This is a genomic window from Clostridium magnum DSM 2767, assembly GCF_001623875.1.
Lineage (GTDB): Bacteria > Bacillota > Clostridia > Clostridiales > Clostridiaceae > Clostridium_AM > Clostridium_AM magnum.
Map to the genome: position 1 here is coordinate 167,875 of NZ_LWAE01000003.1, position 24,847 is coordinate 192,721.

General features: G+C 30.1%; 23 protein-coding genes and 1 pseudogene. 12 read left to right on the plus strand and 12 right to left on the minus strand.

The window, feature by feature from the left end; translation table 11 throughout:
- The first annotated feature begins 33 nt into the window (after positions 1-33).
- Both amrS and safA read left to right on the plus strand, forming a co-directional pair.
- Positions 34-1,017 (plus strand): AmmeMemoRadiSam system radical SAM enzyme, encoded by a 984-nt coding sequence (amrS, locus tag CLMAG_RS14215; protein ID WP_066623613.1) that lies wholly within the window; start codon positions 34-36, stop codon positions 1,015-1,017.
- Positions 1,018-1,133: 116 nt separating this feature from the next.
- Positions 1,134-1,709, plus strand: coding sequence for a SafA/ExsA family spore coat assembly protein (gene safA / locus CLMAG_RS14220; RefSeq protein WP_066625002.1), 576 nt, complete (start codon positions 1,134-1,136; stop codon positions 1,707-1,709).
- A 117-nt stretch (positions 1,710-1,826) separates the two neighbouring features.
- On the opposite strand, the gene CLMAG_RS14225 is transcribed toward safA, so the two are convergent.
- Positions 1,827-2,084, minus strand: a complete 258-nt coding sequence (locus CLMAG_RS14225; RefSeq protein ID WP_066623615.1) for a hypothetical protein — start codon at positions 2,082-2,084, stop codon at positions 1,827-1,829.
- 245 nt (positions 2,085-2,329) lie between these two features.
- Between CLMAG_RS14225 and CLMAG_RS14230 the strand changes: the two genes are divergently transcribed.
- The 3 genes from CLMAG_RS14230 to CLMAG_RS14240 all read left to right on the plus strand — a co-directional run bounded on the left by CLMAG_RS14230 (position 2,330) and on the right by CLMAG_RS14240 (position 5,593).
- On the plus strand, positions 2,330-3,022 hold the full coding sequence (locus tag CLMAG_RS14230; protein ID WP_066623616.1) for a DUF554 domain-containing protein: 693 nt from the start codon (positions 2,330-2,332) through the stop codon (positions 3,020-3,022).
- 539 nt (positions 3,023-3,561) lie between these two features.
- On the plus strand, positions 3,562-4,407 hold the full coding sequence (locus CLMAG_RS14235) for a DegV family protein (RefSeq protein WP_066623618.1): 846 nt from the start codon (positions 3,562-3,564) through the stop codon (positions 4,405-4,407).
- Positions 4,408-4,573: 166 nt separating this feature from the next.
- Positions 4,574-5,593 carry an AI-2E family transporter gene (locus CLMAG_RS14240; RefSeq protein WP_066623620.1) on the plus strand — a complete coding sequence of 340 codons (1,020 nt, stop codon included), beginning with the start codon at positions 4,574-4,576 and terminating at the stop codon, positions 5,591-5,593.
- A 143-nt stretch (positions 5,594-5,736) separates the two neighbouring features.
- On the opposite strand, the gene CLMAG_RS14245 is transcribed toward CLMAG_RS14240, so the two are convergent.
- The 4 genes from CLMAG_RS14245 to mntR form a co-directional block, all read right to left on the minus strand.
- On the minus strand, positions 5,737-6,780 hold the full coding sequence (locus CLMAG_RS14245) for an HD-GYP domain-containing protein (protein ID WP_066623626.1): 1,044 nt from the start codon (positions 6,778-6,780) through the stop codon (positions 5,737-5,739).
- Between the two features lie 213 nt (positions 6,781-6,993).
- Positions 6,994-7,482, minus strand: coding sequence for a MogA/MoaB family molybdenum cofactor biosynthesis protein (locus tag CLMAG_RS14250; RefSeq protein ID WP_066623627.1), 489 nt, complete (start codon positions 7,480-7,482; stop codon positions 6,994-6,996).
- A 110-nt stretch (positions 7,483-7,592) separates the two neighbouring features.
- The gene (locus tag CLMAG_RS14255) at positions 7,593-7,871 is read right to left on the minus strand and encodes a hypothetical protein (protein WP_066623631.1); all 279 of its coding nucleotides are present in this window, start codon (positions 7,869-7,871) and stop codon (positions 7,593-7,595) included.
- Between the two features lie 212 nt (positions 7,872-8,083).
- On the minus strand, positions 8,084-8,557 hold the full coding sequence (gene mntR / locus CLMAG_RS14260; protein WP_066623633.1) for a transcriptional regulator MntR: 474 nt from the start codon (positions 8,555-8,557) through the stop codon (positions 8,084-8,086).
- 321 nt (positions 8,558-8,878) lie between these two features.
- Between mntR and CLMAG_RS14265 the strand changes: the two genes are divergently transcribed.
- Positions 8,879-9,562 (plus strand): sigma factor, encoded by a 684-nt coding sequence (locus CLMAG_RS14265; RefSeq protein ID WP_066623636.1) that lies wholly within the window; start codon positions 8,879-8,881, stop codon positions 9,560-9,562.
- On the plus strand, positions 9,555-10,517 hold the full coding sequence (locus CLMAG_RS14270; protein ID WP_066623638.1) for an anti-sigma factor domain-containing protein: 963 nt from the start codon (positions 9,555-9,557) through the stop codon (positions 10,515-10,517). Before CLMAG_RS14265 ends, CLMAG_RS14270 begins: the two co-directional genes overlap by 8 nt.
- A 74-nt stretch (positions 10,518-10,591) precedes the next feature.
- Here the strand turns inward: CLMAG_RS14270 and CLMAG_RS14275 are convergent, their stop codons facing one another.
- Positions 10,592-11,218: a hypothetical protein gene (locus CLMAG_RS14275; RefSeq protein ID WP_066623640.1), complete on the minus strand. Its 627-nt coding sequence runs from the start codon at positions 11,216-11,218 to the stop codon at positions 10,592-10,594.
- Positions 11,219-11,377: 159 nt separating this feature from the next.
- Between CLMAG_RS14275 and CLMAG_RS14280 the strand changes: the two genes are divergently transcribed.
- Complete coding sequence (locus CLMAG_RS14280; RefSeq protein ID WP_066623644.1) at positions 11,378-11,659, plus strand: DUF503 domain-containing protein; 282 nt, start codon at positions 11,378-11,380, stop codon at positions 11,657-11,659.
- Positions 11,660-11,725: 66 nt separating this feature from the next.
- On the opposite strand, the gene CLMAG_RS14285 is transcribed toward CLMAG_RS14280, so the two are convergent.
- From CLMAG_RS14285 to CLMAG_RS14295, 3 genes are all read right to left on the minus strand, one after another.
- The gene (locus CLMAG_RS14285) at positions 11,726-12,019 is read right to left on the minus strand and encodes a hypothetical protein (protein ID WP_066623647.1); all 294 of its coding nucleotides are present in this window, start codon (positions 12,017-12,019) and stop codon (positions 11,726-11,728) included.
- 169 nt (positions 12,020-12,188) lie between these two features.
- Positions 12,189-14,465: an ATP-dependent Clp protease ATP-binding subunit gene (locus CLMAG_RS14290; protein WP_066623648.1), complete on the minus strand. Its 2,277-nt coding sequence runs from the start codon at positions 14,463-14,465 to the stop codon at positions 12,189-12,191.
- Between the two features lie 90 nt (positions 14,466-14,555).
- Positions 14,556-16,058 carry an HD-GYP domain-containing protein gene (locus tag CLMAG_RS14295; protein WP_066623651.1) on the minus strand — a complete coding sequence of 501 codons (1,503 nt, stop codon included), beginning with the start codon at positions 16,056-16,058 and terminating at the stop codon, positions 14,556-14,558.
- Positions 16,059-16,257: 199 nt separating this feature from the next.
- On the opposite strand from CLMAG_RS14295, the gene CLMAG_RS14300 reads away from it, so the two are divergent.
- Entirely contained in the window at positions 16,258-16,518 is a 261-nt protein-coding gene (locus tag CLMAG_RS14300; RefSeq protein WP_066623657.1) for a DUF1294 domain-containing protein, read from the plus strand.
- A 66-nt stretch (positions 16,519-16,584) separates the two neighbouring features.
- Here CLMAG_RS14300 and CLMAG_RS14305 read toward each other — a convergent pair whose 3' ends face one another.
- From CLMAG_RS14305 to CLMAG_RS14315, 3 genes are all read right to left on the minus strand, one after another.
- Positions 16,585-17,292, minus strand: a complete 708-nt coding sequence (locus CLMAG_RS14305) for an MgtC/SapB family protein (RefSeq protein ID WP_066623662.1) — start codon at positions 17,290-17,292, stop codon at positions 16,585-16,587.
- An 85-nt stretch (positions 17,293-17,377) separates the two neighbouring features.
- The gene (locus CLMAG_RS14310; protein ID WP_066623664.1) at positions 17,378-18,169 is read right to left on the minus strand and encodes an NAD(P)H-dependent oxidoreductase; all 792 of its coding nucleotides are present in this window, start codon (positions 18,167-18,169) and stop codon (positions 17,378-17,380) included.
- Positions 18,170-18,276: 107 nt separating this feature from the next.
- Positions 18,277-19,833, minus strand: coding sequence for a DUF3369 domain-containing protein (locus tag CLMAG_RS14315; RefSeq protein WP_066623665.1), 1,557 nt, complete (start codon positions 19,831-19,833; stop codon positions 18,277-18,279).
- A 285-nt stretch (positions 19,834-20,118) separates the two neighbouring features.
- Between CLMAG_RS14315 and CLMAG_RS14320 the strand changes: the two genes are divergently transcribed.
- The 3 genes and pseudogenes from CLMAG_RS14320 (at position 20,119) to adhE (ending at position 24,710) form a co-directional block, all read left to right on the plus strand.
- Positions 20,119-21,006: a DegV family protein gene (locus CLMAG_RS14320; protein ID WP_066623667.1), complete on the plus strand. Its 888-nt coding sequence runs from the start codon at positions 20,119-20,121 to the stop codon at positions 21,004-21,006.
- A gap of 137 nt (positions 21,007-21,143) precedes the next feature.
- Positions 21,144-21,268, plus strand: a pseudogene (locus CLMAG_RS33745) (biotin synthase BioB); the annotation flags it as partial.
- Between the two features lie 811 nt (positions 21,269-22,079).
- On the plus strand, positions 22,080-24,710 hold the full coding sequence (gene adhE / locus CLMAG_RS14325) for a bifunctional acetaldehyde-CoA/alcohol dehydrogenase (RefSeq protein ID WP_066623669.1): 2,631 nt from the start codon (positions 22,080-22,082) through the stop codon (positions 24,708-24,710).
- Positions 24,711-24,847 lie beyond the last annotated feature (137 nt).

The following is a 24,847-nucleotide window of genomic DNA, read 5'->3' on the forward strand; positions in this document are numbered from 1 at the left end:
TTTATATTTTTGTTGTTAGGAGATAAAAAATTCATGAAGAAAGAAGCACTTTTTTATACTAAAGATGAAAATGGTAAAATTTTATGTAAGCTCTGTCCCCAAAACTGTCACATCAAGGAAGGCGGTATAGGATTTTGCGGTGCCAGAAAAGTTGAAGACGGTATACTATATACTTTAAATTATGGAAATATTAGTTCTGCATCCTTAGATCCTATAGAAAAGAAGCCTCTTTATCACTATAAACCTGGAAGCTTCATACTTTCAGTAGGTAGTTTTGGATGTAACTTTAGGTGCGGTTTTTGCCAAAATCACACAATCTCTCAAACTAAGCCCCAAACTCAGTTCCTTCAGTCTGAAGAGCTTATAAATTTCGCCTTAAAACAAGAAGATAATATAGGTTTGGCCTTTACTTATAATGAACCATCTATTTGGTATGAATATATTCGTGATGTATGTGAAAAATCTCAAAATGAAGATTTAGATTTAGTTCTAGTAAGTAACGGATACATAAGTGAAGAACCTATCCAAAGTATATTACCCTTTATTAATGCTGCAAATATAGATCTTAAAGCCTTTAATAATAAATTCTATAAAGATATTTGTTGTGGAGATATAAAGATAGTTATGAATAATATTGAAAAGATGCATGACAAATTACATTTAGAAATAACTACGCTATTAGTTGAAGGATATAATGACTCAGATGACGAAATAAAAAACTTATGCAAGTGGATATCTAGCTTAAATCCTAACATACCTCTACATTTATCTAGATATTTTCCTTCTTATAAATTTGATGCTCCAGCCACTTCCCTAAATACAATGGAGAATTCCAGCAATATAGCTAGAGAATATTTAAATTATGTTTATGTAGGTAATGTACCTAACATAACTAACAATACCCATTGCCCAAAATGTAATGAAATTGTTATCGATAGATCTAATTTTTCTACAAAAGTTATTTTAAAGGAAGAAACCTGTCCAAAATGTGGTTATAAAATTAATGTAGTAATATAATTGCAATCCTAACACAATATACATGACATAAAAGCAGCTTTACTTCCACACAATATTCACTGAGGTGATTATAATTGAAAAGAAAAAATATCATTGCAAGTACTTTTTTATTTTTAATGTTAGCTGGTACTAAGGTTCATGCTCAACCTACAACCCATACAGTTGTACCTGGTGATAGCATGTGGAAAATAGCAGTGAAATACGAAGTAGGATTAAGCGAAATTATATCAGCAAATCCTCAAATAACTAATGCAGCTATGATTTACCCTGGTCAAGTATTGAAAATTCCTAACTTAGATGTTAAAACAACTGAAAATAGAGTTATAGCATTAGTAAACGTTCAAAGATCAAAGGTAGGATTACAGCCACTAAAAGCTAATTGGCAGGTTTCAAGGGTTGCTAGATATAAATCTCAAGATATGATAAATAAAGGTTATTTTTCTCATACATCTCCAACCTACGGTTCTCCATTCACTATGATGGAATCCTTTGGAGTCAAGTTTTCTGCTGCTGGTGAAAATATAGCAATGGGTCAGACAACACCAGAAGCAGTTATGACTGGTTGGATGAACTCACCTGGTCACAGAAGTAACATTTTAAATCCAACTTATACTGAAATAGGTGTAGGGCTTGCTAAAGATTCTTCCGGAAGATGCTACTGGACACAGATGTTTATAAAACCTCTTTACTAAATCGAAAGGTGCAAGACTATAAACTTGCACCTTTTATTAGTATAATTTAGTGTTATTTTTTAAAACTAACAGGTTTCTGCTGGTTTTAAAAAATAACATTAAATTTATAAGATTAATTTATATTCCTTTTGGAATGACAGCTACATTATAATTCATTGACATATCCCGTTTATTCACTGTTATTTGCTTTATTTCCTCTAAGTTTTTTGCTGTAAATATTACTGATCCACCGTTTCTATTATAAACTCCTCCACCAATTAAATATCTACTGGAGCTGATTTTTCCATTATTCACCTTAGTTCCACCAACTGCTACTTTTTCTCTATTGTCTAGAGTCTTATAATTGATTTTTACATAAAGATTATATTCATCCATTTATCTTCGCCCCCAATCATTTGTTTGGGTAAGTTCATATTTACATTATATAGAACATTTGTTCTTTAGTCAACTTTTTCTTTCTTACCCTCTTACTTTATTAATATTCTTTTAAGTATGAGAACATGTAAAAAATATATAATTTTTAAAAATAATTATATATTTTTTATGTAATTTTATTCTTTTTTTGCTAAAATGTAAGTTGTGTATGCAAATATGTTAATATTTTATAGGGAGTTGTTATTATGCTAGGAACTTTAGTTAACTTCTCTGCCATTATAGCTGGAAGTATAGTTGGAATCTTACTAAAAAATGGTGTACCAGAAAAGATAAGTAATACTATTATGCAAGGATTATCACTTTGTATAGTGTTTATAGGGATTTCAGGTGCTATTAAAGGCTCTAATACCCTTTTAATTATAATCTCTATGGTTATTGGTGGGCTCATAGGTGAGTTAATTGACTTGGACAACCTTCTTCAAAAACTAGGTGATAAAATCGAAGATAAATTTAAGGGAAAGGGAATAAAAATTTCTGAAGGGTTTGTAACCACAAGTCTGATGTTTTGTGTAGGTTCAATGGCTATAGTAGGATCTCTCCAAAGTGGACTGGAAGGAGATCATAAAATACTTTTTGCAAAATCTATAATTGATGGAATTGCTTCAATCATTTTTGCTTCTTCCTTAGGTATCGGTGTAATGCTGTCCTCATTCTCAGTATTAATATATCAAGGAGCTATAACTTTAGGAGCAGCTTCACTTAAGGTAATCTTAATCCAATCTGTTATTACAGATATGACAGCAGTGGGGAGTCTATTGATTATTGGACTTGGACTTAATATGCTTAATATTACGAAAATTAAAGTAGCCAATTTGCTTCCCGCAATTGTTATACCTATAGTTTACCAGTTTATATTGAATATAATTACAATGAAATAATTTTAGATATTTGAAAAAAATTTAATATCTAAATAAGGATAGGTGTGGCCAGCACCTATCCCCCCTGCAGGAAAATATAGAAGAATCAAAATTTATCGTCAATACGACTTGAACAAATCAGTGTATATCTATTTGGGATTCCCGAAGCAAATAAGCATTTCTCAACTCATTCAAATCTTTGCTAGACTATACAACATATTTACGAAGTTTTAATCCTTCCTCTATATAAAAACTCCAGCTTCAAACACTACAACCCTTATAATATTTGAAAACCTTTAATAACATGAATAATCTTCACAACAGCATCAGTGTAACTTTTTAACACCACAAATGCCTTTATTTTACTAACTTAAAATCCTACTAAGATCTTAAATCAATATTGACTTAACAATTTTAATTCTTCTACAGGTCTTATATTATCCATTTTATACTTTTATATACATAAAAATAAAATTTTTTTATTATCACTAGTGCTATATATCACTAGTGATAGCGGTATACTGTATGATATAATATATTTAATGGTAAGGAGGTATATTATGGTTAAAATTGCGTTGGTTACTGATAGTACATCAGATTTAGACAAAGAAACAATAGATAAGTTTGATATAAAAGTACTTCCTCTTAGGATTGTATATAAAGATAAAGAATTTATAGATAGGGTTAATATAACACCAAAAGAAGTGTATGATAATTTACACATAGAAACACCTCATACTTCACTGCCTTCTATACAAGATATAGAAAACCTTTTCCTAGAATTAGAAATAGAGAAATATACACATGCTATTGTTGTTCCTATTTCATCTGGCTTATCGGGAACTTATAATACTTTAAAACTAGTAAGTGATAGTCATCCTGAAATAATAACTACTGTTTTTGACTCTAAGTCTCTGACTTTAGGTGCTGGTGCTATTATAATAAAGTGTGCAGAACTTATAGAATCAGGAAAGACCTATGAAGAAATAATTGAAATGCTTCCTAAAATAAGAGATAGTATATCCGTATTCTATATTGTAGATACTTTAAAGTATTTGATAAAAGGCGGTAGAATAGGAAAAGTATCTGGTACTGTTGGAGAACTTTTAAATATTAAACCTATTATATCTATTGATTCTGAAGGTATATATTATACTTATGCAAAGGTTCGCGGCAAGAAAAAGGCCCTTAGTATCTTATTTGAATTATCCACAGATATTTTAAAATCTACTAAGGGTAGAATTTGGGTTATGCATGGTGGAGCAGAAGAGGAAGGTATGAAATTTTATGAACTCTTTAGAAATGTTGAAAACATAACTTACCTTGGTTTCGGAGACATAAGTCCTGTGGCTGGTGTACATACAGGACCAGGACTTATTGGTGTCGTTACAATGAAAGAAATATAAATTTAAAAAGCAACTATATAGTTTTTAATAAAATAAATTTAAAATTATATAATTTTTTTTATTAAATAATACTTGAAAGTTTATATGTATAATCCTTATAATAAGTTATACAATACATTATTATATGAAGTGAAAACTTAAATGTAATACTATAAGGAGAAATTTTATGAACTTTATTACTGAATTTTTTTTTAAGGAATCTACAAAAAAACTTCTATTCTTTACTTTAATAATTCTGTGCTTCTATGTAGCAAGGTCTCTAATTAACTTGTTTTTACTTACTTTTTTATTTACCTATCTTATGAACAGTCTACAAGGCTTAATAGTAGGTAAATTTAAAAGAATGACCCCAGCAAAGGAAAATCTTATTACTATTACTTTATATACTTTATTATTTGTATCTATAGTTTTAATAATGGTCAGATATATACCACTGCTTGTAGCTCAAAGTAAATATATAATAACTCAAGCAACTGATTTGGATTTATCACCCAACTCAGATTCTGATATAATTCAGAGCTATCTACTTAATGTACTTCAGCAAATAGATATAAAAAGTTATATAAAATCCGGATTTAATGTTACTTTTCAATTGGCTGCAAATGTAGGAAAATGGAGTGTTAATATTTTTATTGCAATAATGTTGAGTCTTTTCTTCATACTGGAGAAGAAAAAAATATGTTGTTTTTTAGATAAATTCAAAGAAAGTAAGGCATCAGGCATATATACGTATTTACACTATTTTGTTAATAACTTTTTAAATTCATTTGGTAAGGTTATTCAAGCACAAATCCTTATAGCTTTAGCTAACACAATACTTTCTATGATAATGCTTTATATACTTAAGTTCCCTCAGCTAATTACTCTTGGTTTTATGATATTTATATTAAGCTTAGTACCTGTGGCAGGAGTTGTAATTTCACTAATTCCGCTTTCACTGATTGCATTTAAAATAGGTGGTCTTACTAAAGTCGTTTATGTTTTAGTAATGATTGCATTGATACATGCTTTTGAGAGTTATTTTTTAAATCCAAAACTTATGTCATCAAAAACTGAACTTCCTATATTCTTTACCTTTGTAATTCTTATAGTTTCTGAACATTTCATGGGAACATGGGGACTATTGATTGGAATACCTTTGTTCATGTTTGTTCTAGATTTACTTAACGTAAAGTTTCATGATTAGAGTTTCAATAGAATTTTATTATTTTTAATGCTATTTTAAGCATTAGTTGATTTCTTAGAAATCACTTTAATTGAGCTTTTGCCTGAAGCATGTACACAGCTATAAAAAAGGCTTTAGGACGCTAAAAATTGCGTCTTAAAGCCTTAATCATTTTCAACCCCTATGATAGTGACATTTCTTAGGTTCCAATCATTAGTCAAATCATAGACATTATTATTATCTATATTTCTAACCTTCGGACGTATAGAGCAGTCTTCATTATTTTCTATTACAATAACTGATTCCCCATTACTCAATTTCAACACCGTTCCTAAAGGATATGGAGCAACTTTTCTTAAGAATATCTTTACTAATTTCGGATCAAAAATTTGTCCGTTATTAGCCATTATATATTCAATTGCATCGGATGGTATATAGGCTTTTTTATTGGGTCTTTCTGCAACTAAGTTATCATAAGCATCACAAATAGCTATTATTCTAGCAAACTTAGAAATATCCCCTCCTTTTTTTCCATCCGGATAGCCCTTACCATCAAAACGTTCATGGTGCTGCAAAATACCCACATATGTGGTAACAGGTATATTATAGTGCTCCTTTATATACCTATACCCTTTTTCAGAATGACTCTTAATTAAATTTGATTCAGCTTCCGATACTTTTTCTTTATCTAATATATCTTTTGGTATAAAAACCTTCCCAATATCATGTAAAAGTGCCGCTGTTGTAAGTCTTTCTATTTTTTTTAAATCTAAATGTAGTGCCATACCTATAACCGATGATAACACAGCTACATTTACTGAATGACTGTACATATAATCATCAAAGGTTTTTATATCTATCATATTTACCATTACGCCTTTACTATTCAAAATTTCTAACATGATGCTTTTAGCTAGATATTCTACTGTATTTAGTGTTCTCGAAAGATCCGCTGGACTATTATATATTACCTTCATAGACTTTACAGCCTTAACTCTTAGTTCATCAGATATTACATTTTTTATATGTATATCATGAGATAGATCGTCTTCAATATAAATCCCATTAACCCCAATTTTTACAAGGCTTTTTATATATTCATCATTTAATATTACATCATTTGCTAATAAAACAACCCCATCAGTTGAGTAAATATTTTTGCCGATTTTCATTCCTTCGCGCAAGCAAAAGGTAGGAATATATCGCATAAATCCACTTCCTTCCCTGTAATGTCATATATTTGTACTCACTTTTATATTATCGTTATAAGTATAGTTAACTTTATTTTTAAATACAATTAATTTTTTTATTAACACTATATTTGCAAAAGTAAATCATAAATCACATAGAATTATTAAAACAGCCCAATATTAGACAAAAATTTAAGGACAGAAATCTCTGTCCTTAAATAATATTTGACCCTATCTTGCACACTCTGATGCTTCTCCTGTAAGTATTTCTATACCATGAGGCAAAGCTGGTAGTATAACTTCTAAGTTTTCCACTGCTCCTTTGGGACTTCCTGGCAGATTGACAATTAAGGTTTCGTTTCTTATCCCTGCAATGGCCCTTGAAAGCATAGCTTTTGGAGTTATCTTTAGAGAAGAATTCCTCATCACTTCACCTATCCCAGGTACATACTTCTCTATAACTTTCATAGTAGCTTCTGGAGTTACATCTCTCTTAGAAAAACCTGTTCCTCCATTAGTCAATACTAAATTTACTTTTAGTTTATCAGAAAGATACTTCAACTCTTCCGCTATTTCATTTAAATCATCTGGTATTATTTTATAATATTCAATGCTGTATATACTGGAGTCTAGCTTTTCTTTTAAAGCAGGGCCTGTACCGTCTTCTCTTTCACCTCTTGATCCCTTATCACTTATAGTTAAAATAGCTGTCTTAATCATCTTAATCCTCCATTCAGTAAATTAACAAGCTCTTATTTCATCATACTCTTATTTCTTATATTTTTCAATATGCCTATTCATCATTTAATAACAGCTACTCTAATTTAAACTTATTTTCGAATTTCTTCATATTCAACATCAACAACATTTTTACCAGTAAAATCAAAAGGATCACCATTACCATCTATATTTGTACTAACATCCATTTTCTCATGTTTATTAACTTTTTTATGTGCTCTAGCTTTAAAATATCTAACCCCCTTAAATCCTGTCCATGCTATAAGCCCTACAATTAAAAGCAGCGGGAGAATTTTAATAAATACAAACATAGCCGCTATTGCTATTATTATCTTAAATGTTCCTGAAAAGTTTTTATTTACGAAATCCATAATTTAACTCCTTTTCTCTTCATTAATTTGTGTTATATATATAAATAATTATAACATACTTAAGAGTTAAATAGTATTAGATATCACTTAAAAAAGTATTAATATTGTGTTAATTTTTAGATTATTTTATTATTATGATTTTTGATATGTTTTGCACTGTCAGTTAGGTCAGTATTTTGAACCATTAATATTATTATAAGACTAGTTGCATTTTATTTATTTTTTCTATTTTTCCTAAACAAATCAAAATCACTTATTATATCAGGTCTCTCCTGTATAAAGCTTATAAAATCTTCCATATATTCTACTGTTTCATTACTTATAGTATGCTCTACTTTTTCAGTTTGCTCTAATACGCTGTCTGAGATTCCTAAAACTTTAAAGAAACCCTCAATTATATTGTGTCTTTTAAGTAAGTATTTCCCCATAGTTTTGCCGCTATCTGTAAGTATTATTATTCCATATTTTTCATAATTTACAAACTTCAATTCTGACAACTTTTGTACCATTTTTGTTGCAGAGGGAGGCTGAACATTTAAAGCCTTAGCTAGTTCATGGATACGAGTAAAGCCTATCTGCTGAGATAAGCGATATATCATTTCTAAGTAATCCTCCATAGATGCAGTTAATGTATCATATTCCTTTTTCATGTATTCACTAAACGTGAAAAAATCTTCAGTAGCCATTTTTTCACCTACTTATAATATCTAGTGCAGTAAATACTGCACCGATTTATTCTTAATTTATATATTACTAACATATAACCTATATGACACTTATTTTATATTATTTTTTAAATATATGAATTATAAATTAGAAATATAACTTGCCAACTTCAAATTTTTCTATAATCTTCTTTAAAACACTCCCAAATTTAAATAAACTTGTTACTAATATTGTCGAATTAATATATCTACTTAAAATTACATATATTAATTTAGAATTTATATTAAGATGTACCCCTTTAAATCCGACTATAATATCGTATTAAATAATGAGGTGGTTAAATGGTTCTAAAGGAAGAACTTATTGGCAGCAGAGATGATTTTATAGAAAAAAATAAAAACTTTATATATAGTATCACTTCTAACATTTGCAAAAGAAATCTTCAGTGGGAAAATGATGACGAGCTAAGCATTGCACTAATAGCCTTTGACAATGCCTGTAAGACTTACATAGAAAGTAAAGGTAATTTCTTTAGCTATGCAAAAGTATTGATTAAAAATGCTCTCATAGATTATTTTAGAAAGACTTCAAACAACCCATATTTAATTTTTAATTCAGATGATAAGGAACTAGAATTCATAGATTCTAAGAATTCCTTAACTAGTTATGAAATTCAACAGGAAAACCTAAGAAGAAATGAGGAGATCATGGCTTTTTCAAAAGAGTTAAATGAATACAAGCTTTCTTTTGAAGTGTTAGTAGAATCTTCCCCAAGCCATAGAGATACCAAAGATAAGCTGTTGAATTTAGCATTTGTTTGCTCCAAGGAATCATTTATAGTTGACTATATCTATAGTAACAAAATGCTTCCAATAAAACAAATTTGTCTCCTTACTGGCGAAAATAGAAAATTGATAGAAAAATGGAGAAGATACATTCTAACTTTAATCTTAATTTTTTCAAATGAGGAGTATATATATTTACGATCATACTTAAATATAAAGGTAGGTGATATTAATGAATAGTAGAAGTGGTATTGTTATGAAAATTGAAAATAGTACCCTATATCTTATGACTAGTGATGGAGAGTTTGTGAAAGTTAGATTAAACAAAAAAGAGTCTTTACCTATGATCGGTTCCGAATACTGCGGCGAAATTATTAAACCATCTTTTATCAGAAGTAGTATTTTTAAATACGCCTCAGTTGCTTCCTTAGTACTTTTTACACTCTTTGGCGGTGGAGGTGCTTATGCCTACTATAAGCCTGTCTCTACAATTACCATTACTATAAACCCTTCTATAGAGCTTAAGTCGAATATGTGGGGAAAAGTTATCTCTACTAATCCAATTAATGAAGATGGCAAAAAAATTTTAGAGGAAGTATCCTTGAAAAATAAAACTGTAGATGATGCTTTACTTTTAGTCTTGGATCAATCAAAAAAAGATAAGTTCATAGATGATAACTATGTTAAGAACAACAAAACCGTTCAAATTAGTGTCAAAGGAAAAGAACTAAGCTTATCCTCATTTGAAAAGAAAATTAGTGAAGATTCTTTAAGTGTGCAGATAGACAATAATGGTACTATAATCTATAATAAAAACCTTAAAAACGAAAATAGTGTTTCTTCAGATAACAAAAAAGAGATTACGAATACCACTAACGAGTATAACAACAACATAGACAAAAATAGTAACATTGACAATATAATTGATGATAACTTACCAGCAAAAAATGAAGACAAACAAAAGAATCAAAACACTAATAAAGATAGTAAAGTTGATTATAAAAATTCCGATGCTGACAATTATGACACAAATATAAAATCCGATGATACTACAATCTATAAAAAGCACAATAAGGACTATAAAAATCCTACAAAATCAAAAAATAATAAATCCAGTGATAATTCCAAAAAAAATTCTGATAAAAACTCTAATAATGGTCATACTCTGGAAAACAAGAATAAAAAAGATAAATAGTGGAACATAGGATTTCTTATGTTCCACTATTTCTTGGTAAAAATCTATACTCCATAAAGCCTCGTCTAAATATATTATTCCTCATCACAAATATCATCTAGTTTTCTTAGTGTTTCCTTATACCCTTCCTTAATAAAGTTATTATAATATAAATCCTTATAGCTTATTTTATCTATATCTACTTCCAATATCTTTGTAATATTTTCTCCAAAAAGCTTCCGTATAAAAATTGTACAATCTCGATTAACTATCTCATAACTCTTATCATCATAATAATTAAAGTTATTTGTATCCCTATTAAGCTTTTCAATAATTCCATAAAGTTGATATATATAGCTCATCTCTTTCAAACCAAAATCATTTTTTAGGTATGCAACTCCTCCTGAATACTCTCTATCCATAGGTATAGGGTATATCTCTGTATTTTTTTTATCATTACAATTCTTTAAAATTCTTATACTGTTAAATAAGGCAGTGCATATATCCAATCTTATAATATTGGCATATTCACGGCTCCTTTTTAATCTTATATTTTCAGCATATCTTCTGTTATCTTCTACTATCTTGTTCTGAACTTCTATAGTTTTGTCTGTAGATTTCTTAGCCACAATCCAGCTAAATACACCTCCAATTATAGCTCCAATCATTATAGATACTGAAGAAATTAATGTTTCTGGCAAATCCGTGAATATTTTAATCATTTGAACACCTCGACTTCTAAATAGATATCCAAAGTAAATTTAACTAAATTTTACAACTTTAGTTCTATTGTACTAGTTTCAAATATTATATTTTCCAGTAGAAAATTATTTTATACTTATATGAATTTGTATATACTATTTATAAAGGAAGTGATAGTTTTGATTATCGGAACAGCTAAAATATATTTGTTTGCAAACTGGGTTCATTCATTAAAAGAAAAAAGAATGATAGTTAAGAGCATCGTTGATAAGACAAAACACAAATTCAACGTATCAATTGCGGAAATTGAAGATCAAGACTTACATCAATCTATTGTTATTGGAATAGCCTGTGTAAGTACTAATAAACGACATGCAGATAGTCAAATTCAAAATGTAATTAATTTTATTGAAGACAATACGGACGCCATGGTGCAGAGCATTGAAACCGATCTATATTGACCATTATAATCAGTAAGGTTATCGCCTACAAAGGTGTTATCTTACTGGTTATTAAACTTTTATAATCTATTTAGTTTTTGTTTTTTGTTGAATATTATTCAAATTTCCTAAAAGGTCATGTACAAAATTAGCTCCTCTTGATATAAGCAGTCCTGTAAGTATTCTTCCTGCATAAGGTATATATATCGGTAATCCTACTGCAGCTAAAAAGTCTATATTAGCTCCAATAGCAATCAGCTCTGCAAAAAATACAGCTCCTACTCTATCATAGCTAAGCTTCCCATTTTGCCAAAACATCTTTGTGGTTTCCCATAAAGCCTCTACTACTGAAGCAGCAACAACATACTGCAACAAATTCATTTTTTACCTCCTTCTTAATTACTGCCAATTCGTGGTTATATTCATCTTGATAAATATTATATAGTTATTATTTATGTTTTCATATTTATGTTTATACTATTTATTTTAATAATTGGACAGCTAAAAGCCGCATCCTAAATGAAGAATGCGGCTTAAACTATATTCTATTTTACTCTAAAATAACTTTACCCTCTTTTAAATTTATTTTAATGTGATAACCATCCCTAAACTTCTTGTGTAGGTATTGTTCAGCAATTTCATCTTCAATATATCTCTGAATAGCCCTTCTTAAAGGTCTTGCACCGTATTTTTCGTCGTATCCAACCTTTAAGACAAAGTCTTTTACTTCTTCGGATACTTCTATGCTCATGCCTTTTTCTTTTACTTCATCCATTACTTCATTAAGCATTAATTCAATAATCTTATGAAGTTCTTCTTTAGAAAGGGATGCGAACACAATAATTTCATCAACCCTATTAAGAAACTCTGGTCTAAAGGTTTCCTTTAATGCTTCCTTAACACGACTTTCTAATGCATTGTATCCCTCATGAGCAAATCCAATTCCATTAGATTTAAAGTTATTTCCAGCATTAGATGTCATAATAATTACAGCATTATCAAAATGCACTGTTCTTCCTTGACTATCGGTAAGTCTTCCATCCTCCAGTATTTGTAATAACATATTAAACACATCTGGATGTGCTTTTTCAATTTCATCTAACAGTATAACAGAGTACGGTTTTCTTCTTATTTTTTCAGTTAGCTGACCCCCCTGATCATATCCTACATATCCTGGAGGTGCACCTATTAATTTTGAAACAGTGTGTTTTTCCATATACTCAGACATATCAAGCCTAATTAATGCTTCTTCACTTCCAAAAAGTTCATTTGAAAGAGCTCTTGCAAGTTCCGTCTTACCGACACCAGTTGGTCCTACAAAAATAAAGGAGGAAGGCTTTTTCTTTTTTCTAAATCCTAGACGATTTCGTCTTATTGCTCTTGACAGAGCTGCTATTGCTTCGTGTTGACCAATAACTCTTTTATGCAATCTATCTTCAAGGTTTAGAAGCTTTTCCGTTTCCTCTTCTGTAATTCTTTGCACTGGAATTTTTGTCCATGCTTCAATTACGAAGGCAACATCCTCTATTGTCAATTGCTCATCTAAACATTTTTCTTCTATTTTTCTAATTTTATCTTCAATTCTGCACTCTTCTACTTTATGTTGTGCAGCCTTTTCGTACTCATCACTTGCAGCATACTCTTCTATTTTTTCTTGTATTTCCTTTAATTCTTCCTTTAAGGCCCTCAATTCGACAAGTCCTTGATTCTTTAAATTTGCTCTTGAACTAGCTTCATCTATCACATCTATCGCCTTATCTGGTAAAAATCTATCCGTTATATATCTTTCTGATAATTTTACAGCAGCTTCAATTACCTCATCTGATATTGAAACCTGATGATATAATTCGTAGTATTTTTTTATACCCTTTAGAATCTCTATTGCTTCGTCTACATTAGGTTCTTCAACTATAACTGGCTGAAATCTTCTTTCTAGCGCAGAGTCTTTTTCAATGTGATTTCTATATTCCTCTAAAGTTGTTGCACCAATTACCTGAATTTCACCACGAGCAAGAGCAGGTTTTAAAATATTAGCTGCATTCATCGCTCCTCCCTGTGCTTCTCCTGCGCCTATTATGTTATGAACCTCATCGATAACTAAAATAATATTCCCACAATCCTTAGCCTCTTCTATAATAGACTTCATTCTTCCTTCAAACTGACCTCTAAACTGTGTTCCTGCCACAACTGCAGTCAAATCTAAAAGATATACTTCAGTATCAAATAACTTTGAAGGAACCTGCCTTTCAGCAATTCTGACAGCTAACCCCTCTGCAATTGCCGTTTTCCCAACTCCAGGTTCACCAATTAAAATAGGATTGTTTTTTGTTCGTCTATTGAGAATTTGAATAACCCTATCTATTTCTCTATGCCTTCCTATAACTTTATCTACTTTGTTCCCCTTAGCTTTATCAGTTAAATTTATTCCATAAGTATCTAAATTCTTTCTTTTCTTCTTAAAAAATCCACCTTTAGTTTTCGAGTTTGATTTTTCTTCTCCAATTGGAGCTTTTTCTTTATTTTCAGTTTTCTGATGGCTGTTGTCCATATCCTTCGATACTGGAAATGTACCTTTTAGAAAGTCTGAAAGAGAATTGTTATTCGTATCTTCTATATTTATATCCTGAAGCATATTATTCATTTGTTCAGATAAATTTTCCATATCTTCAGGTGTCATTCCAGCTTGCTTCATTAATTGTTCTATTATAGGCACTCCCATTTTTTTTGCACAATCTATGCATAAACCAACCATTTCAGTTTTTCCATTTTCAACTTTAGCTGTATATACAGTAGCTATATTTTTATTACACACAGAACACAATTGCATACAAATCATCTCCATACTTTTATAAAGTCAATTTAAATTATCGCATTTACAGTATATCATATTTTTGTCTATATTATTAGTCATATTTTATTAGTCTTTCATCTGAAATTGCTCATAGATGTCCTTTATCATTTGTATATTTTCAACAAACACATTAACTATATTAGGATCAAATTGTTTTCCTGACCCATCAATGATTATTTCAATAGATTCCTCAAATGTAAATGCTCTTTTATAAGGTCTTTTGCTTGTTAGTGCATCAAATACATCCGCTACTGCCACAATTCTAGCACTTAGAGGTATCTCTTCACCTTTTTTACCATAGGGGTATCCTGATCCATCCCATTTTTCATGATGTCCTTCAGCTATTTCAATTCCTAAATTAAAAACACTTCTCCCCTTCTTTTTTAAATTTTCATCTGCCATTTTTAGCACTTTAGCCCCATACACTGCATGAGTCTTCATGATTTCAAATTCTTCCTGGGATAACTTTCCTGGCTTTAATAATATATCATCCCTAATTGCTACTTTTCCTATGTCATGAAGGGGACTAAATTTTTCAATATTATTAATATATTCTATATCAATTATATCTTTGAATTCATTTTCTCGGGATAACAGTTCAGCTATTACTTTTGAATAAGTCTTCATCCTATTTAAATGATCGCCAGTTTCAAGGTCTCTTTCTTCCGTTAGCATAGCAAGAGCTAAAGTAGAACTTATTATAAGATCATCAATTAGTATATCCTCTTCTAAACTAAGCATTATGCTATTTGCAAGAGTTTTTAAAAAACTAATATGCTCCTTTTTATACACATTCTTCGCATTACTGGAGAAAAATATTATTCCTACTACCTCTTTATCATTCTTTAATGGAAATGTAATAGATGATTTTATCCCCTCTTCTAATAAAATACGATTATATTCTTTTAAAGGCTTTCCCTTGACATATTCCTCAAGATCATTTATTATTCTTTCTTCACCAGCTTCTATAATTTTTCCTAAGCTAGTCCCATTAATATGCACTTTAAACCCTAGTAATCTTTCAGACAAATTTTTATGATATTTTCCTGAAATTCCATAAGAAGCTTTAATTGATTTTCCATTGTCATCAATCAGTGCAATTCCAATATATGTGTATGGAATATATTCAATAAATGAATCAAATATATAATTCAATATATATTTAAAAGGTACATTTCTACTTAGGTTTTCTATCAGTAAAATTAAAGAGTTTAACTTATTAAAAATCCTTTCTACTTCAAAAAATGCTGGCATTAGCTTATCACTATTTAAATTAGGCGAAATGTCATCTATTAACCCTATTCCTTTCATTCCTTTGTAAAGTTCAATTAGTGGTAAAAATAATTTTTTATATACATTTACAAGTAATATAATTAAAGATACAAGTATTAAAATAACTAACCCTATTTCAATATAAAATAAATTTCTATATTCTCTTTCTATATGTAAATTAATAAATACCAACATTAGGATTGCTAAAAGAGCAATAAAAATTAAAATAATAATGGTGGTTATATGCACCTTATAAGCTTGGAAATTTGATTTATCTCTTTCACTAGTCTTCAACAACAGTCTTTACCTCCATATAAAACTTAAGCTATCTTTTTATTATATTACATCTAACTGTATTTCTCCAACTATTAATTCTTCATTTTTTACTAGTGTTAAGATTCCTGTAATTGCTAATGAATGAAGGAATTACAGTACTATTATAAAATATGTTTTTATAATATAATTATAACTATATTATTTAAAAGGAGTTTAACTTATGAAAATATTTTTATATTATGTACTGATTATAAATTTATATGGAGTGTTATTGATGTATTCTGATAAAAAAAAATCTATAAAAAGCAAATGGAGGGTGCCTGAGTCAAATCTCTTTTTTGTAGCTTCAATATTTGGATCTTTGGGCATATTCTTAGGAATGCATATATTTAGACATAAAACAAAACATAAAAAGTTTGTTTTTCTTATACCCTTAATATGTCTTGTTCAAATTTATGTTTTGTTTAAGTTTATTATCTAGAATTAGTATTTTATCTATTTAATTCTACATATTACTTTTAAAATCACTTTACTGTATAATCATACTTTAAATAATTGTAACCTTTATAACCTCACTATTTGATGCTAAAGCTTCAATAATTTCTCCAGTACTTATATACCTTGGCACTAAAATAGAATATAAGCTTCTTCTATACTTAGACTCACAGTCTTCCATCTCATCTTCTAATATAAACTCTATATTTTTAACCTTTATATTTTTACTTTGGAAATAATCTTGAATTTTTTGAACCATAAGCTGCTTGTCTAAATATAAGATTTCAATTTTTATAAGATTTAATTTATATAGAAATTTAGACTCAAATTTTTTCAAACTTACAAGTACTACAGCCACAGTAATGGTAGCTAAAATACTCAAAGTATAATATCCCAACCCTACAGCAAGACCAATACAAGCAACTACCCACAAACTAGCTGCGGTTGTAAGTCCTTTTACTGAACCCTTTTGATGTATTATTGTTCCTGCACCTAAAAAACCGATGCCACTTACAACCTGTGCTCCTATTCTTCCTATATCCGCCTTAAGTGCACTTGCTAATTCTGGATGAGCTAATATCATATTAACAGTCTGATCCACGTCATATAGCTGTATCATTGAAATTACAGCTGCACCAACGCATACAAGAATATGAGTTCTAAAACCTGCTGGCCTATTTTGGTATTCTCGTTCATATCCTATTAGGCCGCCAACCCCTATTGCTAAAAATAATCTAATTATAACTTCAAGTGTATTCATTAATGTTACTCCTTTATGTATTTAATTAAAGGTAAAACCACTTTGAAGTTTCTTCAAAATGGTTTTACCTTCAACTTTATTTCAGCTACTTACTTTTAGAATTTTCCATACTAGACTTATTACTACTGATATCTTTGTTTTCTGATTTGCTATTATTTGCCTTATCTTTATCACTATTTTTACTACTATCTTTACTATTTTTACTACTTTCTTTACTATCTTCTTTATTGTCCTTATTCTCTCCATTTTCCTTTATATCTTTGTTCTGTTCGCCTTCTTCACCAGATTTATTTGTTGAAAGACATTTAGACATAACTAATGGAACTGCCTTTAAGTATTCGTTTATCATTTCTTTTTCTAAATTTGATGCTGATCCAAAAAACACATGCTTCATTACCTTCATACCACAAAACTTAAATATGCCCTCATCACAAGTCTGCTTCATAGAATCAAGCATTCCAATTTTGCCATATTCCTCATTTGAAGTTCCCATAGGACTAAACAAAAGCACCATTTTTCCTTTTAATAGCCCCTCTACACCTCCATCGGCATGTTTATAAGCTATGCCATATGAGAATACCCTATCGATATATCCCTTAAGAATAGCAGGCATTCCAGTCCACCAAACTGGATATATGAAAGTAATTAAATCTGCCCACTGTATATAGTTTTGCTCTCTTTTAATCTCTTCTGGTGTTTCACCACCATGCATTCCCTTTAAATCTGAATTCTTTAATACAGGATTAAATCCTATAGAGTAAAGATCCCTCACTTCAGTTTTATATTCTTTCTCAACAGAAAATTCCTTCGATATAGTTAGTATCTTATTTGAAAAACTATCTGAACTAGGATGTGCATATACAATTAAATGATTCATAAAAAAGCCTCCAATTTCTATATTGTAAAACTAAAATACACTTATAACTATTTTTTTCATATTAAACTTTTTTATGTTTCATTTTTTAAATATTTTTCGTACTAATCTTAATCTTTAAACCTTTCTCTAATTTTAAGTATTTCATTCATATTTTCTAAAAAAATATCTACAAGATTAGGATCAAATTGCTTACCTCTCTCTTCTTTAAACAAAACAAGAATTTTGTCTAAATCCCAAGCTTTTTTGTAAACTCTTTCACTTCCGAGGGCATCAAACACATCTGCAATTGCTGTTATACGAGCATATATATGAATTTCTTCTCCTCTCAGTCCCAGCGGATATCCTTTACCATTATACTTTTCATGATGTTGATAAGCTATTATAGCACCAGTGCTTATAACTTCTCTTCCTGAGTTTTTTAGTATCTCTTTTCCTGCAGTGGAATGGCTTTTCATTATCTCAAATTCTTTATCCGTTAACTTTCCAGGTTTATTCAATATATTGTCCGGAATTGCTAATTTTCCTATATCGTGCATAGCAGAGGCTTTTCTTAGTATTTCTGCTTCCTCCTTAGATAATCCACATTTTAACGCAAGAAGATAAGAATATTCTGCAACTCTTTTGACATGATTATTTGTTTCTTTGGATCGAGCTTCCGCAACTTCCCCCAATGTAAATATAATTTCTCTTTCGGTATTCTCCATTTCCTGCTTTAGATATATATTATCAAAAGCAACTTCAACATTTCTTGAAAAAGTTTCAATTAGATTTCTATTGAAATCATTCAATACATCTATTCCTTCAACATATATTATATTTTCATATGTATTTTCATTTTTAAAGCATATAACAACTCCATCCATTAGGTAAAAAACTCTATTTTTATAATAATTATTAAATATTACATTTATATTTTTTTGCGGCATCACTTCACTAATATTCTTATTTATATATTCATCATACTCTTCAGTAGCTGCAATAATAACAAATTCTTGTTCTCTTTTCGTAGCAGCGAAACCAGATATTGAACCATACTCTTCATTTTCACCAATAATATGTTGAATATACTTTAGAATTCTATCTGCAAATTTATCTACAGATTGTAATTTAAAAATATTGGAAGATGCCCTAATAAGCCTTTTCAATGATACTTCATTAGAATAAATGGCAGTTAAATCTCTATAAGCTCTTAAAGATGAAATTACTGTAGTGCATAGTTTTTGAGGAGTAAGTTCTTTTTTTTCTTTATAATCATTTATATCATAGTTCATTATAGTCGTTTTCTCTGGAGCTTGTCCTGGATGGCCTGTTCTTAAAATAATTCTAACTATATTATTCTTTAAATCCTGTCTAATATATTCTATTAACTTTAATCCAGCATTTTTTGTCTCCATCACAACATCTAGTAATATGACTGCAACATCAATGCTGTTTCTTAATATTTCTTTTGCTTCTTCTGCAGAGTAGGCACTTATAAAATTAATTCTTTTATTATCAAATTCTAAATCACATAAAACTAATTTAGTTAAGGAATGAACTTGGTCTTCATCATCTACAATTAATACATTCCATTTTTCCTTTTTTTCCTCAAATTCGTCATCTACTTCTGCAAATATTAGTAAATCGTCTTCTTGAAAAAATTGATTGCTTCCCTCTTCATCCACTGCCTACACCTCCTTTTAGTAAATTCATTATATATTAAGTATTTAATCTATTATAAATATTAATACTTATCTAATAAATTTAACTAGAATAATTATATCAAAGGGATGTGTTTATTTCTATACATTATGACACTATTTATTCTTATCTTGCCTAAGTATGAAAAGTTTGCAGTTAATAGCATTTCATAACTTTAATAAAATCATTGTTTTTTGTAGAATAAAAGTATAAAATAATAAAAAGTAAGCCATTTTGTCAAAATTTATTTTATATTAAGAGGATAAAAGATGAAAAATTTTACGATTATTACTGATACCTGTTGTGACTTACCGATTACTTTTGTAGAAAAATTAAAAATACCTTATGTAAGCTTAACTTATCACTATGATCAGGTTGAACGTTTAGATGATTTTGGTACAAGCTACCCTTTACAAAGCTTTTATAATGATATGAGATCAGGCCAAACTCCAAAGACTTCCCAACCTAGCAGTCATTCATTTTATGATGCTTTTGAGAAGATATTAAAGATTGGAAATGATGTCCTCTATATTGGAGCTTCTAGTGGATTAAGTGGTACTGTAAACGGTGCTCACATAGCAAAACATATGCTTCAGGATAAGTATCCAAATTCCAATATTTATATAGTTGATACTTTAACAGCATCCTTAGGTCAAGGTATAATGGTCTTAAATGCATTAGAACTGCAGACACAAGGTTCAACAGCTGAATTTGTTGTAAACCATCTTGAGAGCATTAAGGAAAATTTAAACACTTACATGTTAGTAGATGATATAAACCATTTAAAGAGAGGTGGAAGAATATCTGCTGCTTCTGCTTTTGTTGGTACACTTTTAAATATAAAGCCATTTTTAACAATTAGTAATTTAGGCAACGTGTTACCTTTAGATAAAATTAGAGGGCGAAAAAGAGCCATTAATGCTCTTTATGAAAAGGTTGCACAAAAAATAGAAAATCCTGAAAATCAAACCATAGCAATCTCTCATGGAGATTGTTTAAATGATGCCTTAGCGTTACGAGATCTTATCTTGAGCAAACTTAAGGTTAAAGATGTTGTTATGAGTTATATAGGGCCTGTTATAGGCTCTTATGGCGGTCCTGGTGCTTTGGCTGTATTTTTTTTAGGAAAAGAAAGAGAACTTCAAGCTACTATTTAACCTCAATTCATCATATAACATTAATTTTTAGAAAAAGGTCTAATCCAATATCTGGATTAGGCCTTTTTAGTTGACAACATTATAACCTTGCCACAAGCAGAAAATACTACGGAAAGATATGTTCAACCCATGCCTATAAGAACTGTTTTAAAGCAGGTGCTAATGTCCTATTACAGGGAATTATTTAACTACTTCTGGAAATAAAATTTCAGACGATATCGAAATGATAAAAACTCTAGGCTTAGAGGTTAAACTAAGTTAATTAATAAACAAACTTCATATGGATAATGATTCTTATGTTCATAAATCTAACATTTTACAATTTTGTGCGAAGATATTTTTATATTTGGCGATTATCATTTTCAGCTTTTCTTGTATTATATTTAGCTTTTTGTTCGATAATTACACACCAAGGTCAGATGATTCCTAGGCTTACTTCACTAGTATCAGTTGCTTGTTTAATGTTTGAATAACACTTAACAAGCAACATCTCTAAGTCATAAAAAACATTTCATTTATGTTTTACTTCATTTTTATTCTACAAATGCACAACCATAACTTTCTTTTACATTCACCTCTAATTACTATACTATTAAAATATTTTATTTTTGCAAGTTTTTAAAACGAATATTTCAATATTCTTTCACAATGTTGTAAAAACATCCATTCTTACCTCACAAAAATCATGATATTGAATTGAAATATATTAATTTTTTTTGACAGAATATAATTACATATTGTAAATATCAGTAATAGCTATGTTATCTTTGTCAAAATAAAGTTAATTTCTTAACATTTTCACATCTTTCGTCTAACAATTTTATATATTTTTTTCTAAGAACCCACGCCACTACAACGTTTACAATGTATTTTTAGACATATTTATACAAATGTCAATGTTTTTTTATGAATATAGATTGACATTTAATGGACCATATTGCATAATAACATCATAAAGGGAGTGCAGAAAATATCGAATAACTATATTTTTCAGATTATTTTCTATATTCCAATATAAGAATAACTAATATTGTATACGAATCAAAAACAATGCGAAAGAGGTGCTATTATTAATGAAAGTTACAAATGTTGATGAACTAATGCAAAAATTAGCGGAGGTAAGAGCTGCTCAGAAGAAGTTTGCTACTTACACTCAAGAGCAAGTTGATGAAATTTTTAGACAAGCAGCTATGGCGGCAAACAGCGCAAGAATCCCACTTGCAAAAATGGCAGCAGAAGAAACTGGAATGGGAATAGTAGAAGATAAAATTATTAAAAACCATTATGCTTCAGAATACATATACAACAAATTCAAGAATTTAAAGACTTGTGGTGTTATAGAAAAAGATGAAGCATTTGGTCTTACTAAAATTGCTGAACCAATAGGAGTTATTGCTGCTGTTGTTCCAACAACTAACCCAACATCAACAGCAATTTTCAAGGCTTTAATAGCTTTAAAAACTAGAAATGGTATAGTTTTCTCCCCTCACCCAAGAGCAAAAAAATGTACTATAGCTGCAGCTAAATTAGTACTTGATGCAGCAGTTAAGGCTGGTGCTCCAGAAGGAATAATCGGATGGGTAGATGAACCTACAGTTGAGCTTTCAGGAATAGTAATGAAAGAAGCTGATATAATCCTTGCTACAGGTGGTCCAGGAATGGTTAAAGCTGCTTATTCATCAGGTAAACCAGCTCTAGGTGTTGGTCCTGGTAATACACCAGCTATAATTGATGACTCAGCTGATATAAAGATGGCTGTAAACTCAATACTTCTTTCAAAGACTTTTGATAATGGTATGATCTGTGCTTCTGAGCAAACAGTTATAGCAGTTGACTCAGTATATAATCAAGTTAGAAAAGAGTTTGAAGATAGAGGAGCTTATATCTTAAAGAAAGATGAAGTAGCTAAGGTTGGAAGCGTAATATTAATAAATGGTGCTTTAAATGCTAAAATCGTTGGACAACCTGCTTATAAAATAGCTGAACTTGCTGGTGTAACAGTTCCTGAAACAGCTAAAGTTCTTATCGGTGAAGTAGAGTCTGTTGGACTAGAAGAACCATTTGCACATGAAAAATTATCTCCTGTTTTAGGTTTATACAGAGGTAAAAGCTTTGAAGATGCACTTGCGAAAGCTAAAACACTTGTTGAACATGGTGGAATTGGACATACTTCAGTATTATATGTAGATGAAATGAAGGAAAAAGATAAGCTAGAAAAATTCTCTGCTACTATGAAGACTTGTAGAACATTAATAAATACTCCTTCATCACACGGTGGTATAGGTGATTTATTTAACTTTAAGTTGAATCCTTCCCTAACATTAGGTTGCGGTACATGGGGCGGAAACTCTGTATCAGAAAACGTTGGACCACAACATTTAATAAACGTTAAGAGTGTAGCTGAGAGGAGAGAAAATATGCTTTGGTTTAGAGTTCCTGAAAAGGTTTATTTCAAGTATGGTTGTCTTGGAGTTGCACTAAAAGAACTTAAAGACTTAAACAAGAAGAAAGCATTCATAGTAACTGATAAAGTTCTTTATCAATTAGGATATGTTGATAAAGTTACAAAAGTTCTTGATGAAATAGGTGTTGCTTACAAAATATTCACAGACGTTGAACCAGATCCAACTTTAGCTACAGCTAAAGCAGGTACTGCACAATTGGCGAGTTTCGAACCAGACACAATTATAGCTGTTGGTGGTGGATCAGCAATGGACGCTGCTAAGATTATGTGGGTAATGTACGAGCATCCAGAAGTAGCCTTCGAAGATCTTGCTATGAGATTTATGGATATAAGAAAGAGAGTATTCACATTCCCTAAAATGGGTGAAAAAGCTATGATGATATCAGTAGCAACATCAGCTGGTACTGGTTCAGAAGTTACTCCTTTCGCAGTTATTACTGATGAAAGAACAGGATCTAAGTATCCATTAGCTGACTACGCATTAACCCCAAATATGGCTATAGTTGATGCTGAATTAATGATGGGAATGCCAAGAGGATTAACAGCTGCATCAGGTATAGATGCTTTAACTCATGCTCTTGAAGCTTACGTATCAATAATGGCTTCCGAGTTCACAAATGGATTATGTTTAGAAGCTATAGACACAATATTTAAATACTTGCCACTTGCATACAATGAAGGTTCAACTAATAAAGAAGCAAGAGAAAAAATGGGTCATGCTTCATGTATCGCTGGTATGGCATTTGCTAATGCATTCCTAGGAATCTGCCACTCATTAGCACATAAATTAGGAGCTGAACACCACGTACCACACGGAGTTGCTAACGGATTATTAATAAATGAAGTTATAAAATTCAATGCAGTGGATAACCCAACAAAACAAGCTGCATTTGCTCAATACAAATATCCAAATGCTAAAGCTAGATATGCTAAGATTGCTGACTACTTAGGATTAGGCGGAAGAACAGATGACGAAAAAGTTCAATTATTAATCAAAGCTATTGATGAATTAAAAGCAAAAGTTGGTATGCCAATGACTATAAAAGAATGGGGAATTTCAGAAGAGAAATTCTATGCAACTCTTGATACTATGACAGAAAAAGCTTATGATGACCAATGTACAGGAGCTAACCCAAGATATCCATTAATAAGTGAACTTAAACAAATATATGTAAATGTTTTTGATAAAGCTGTAGCTCTTAAAGAAGTTGCTGCAACTAAGGAAATTAAAAAGAAATAATAAAACTTAGGGCTGAGAAATTATCTCAGCCTTAAATTTTATCTATTTTTATACCAACTTTGAAAGGATTGAGGTTATTTATGGTAGTATCTATTGATAAAAAATCTGTCCCTCTATTAAATGAAATGTTAAAGGAA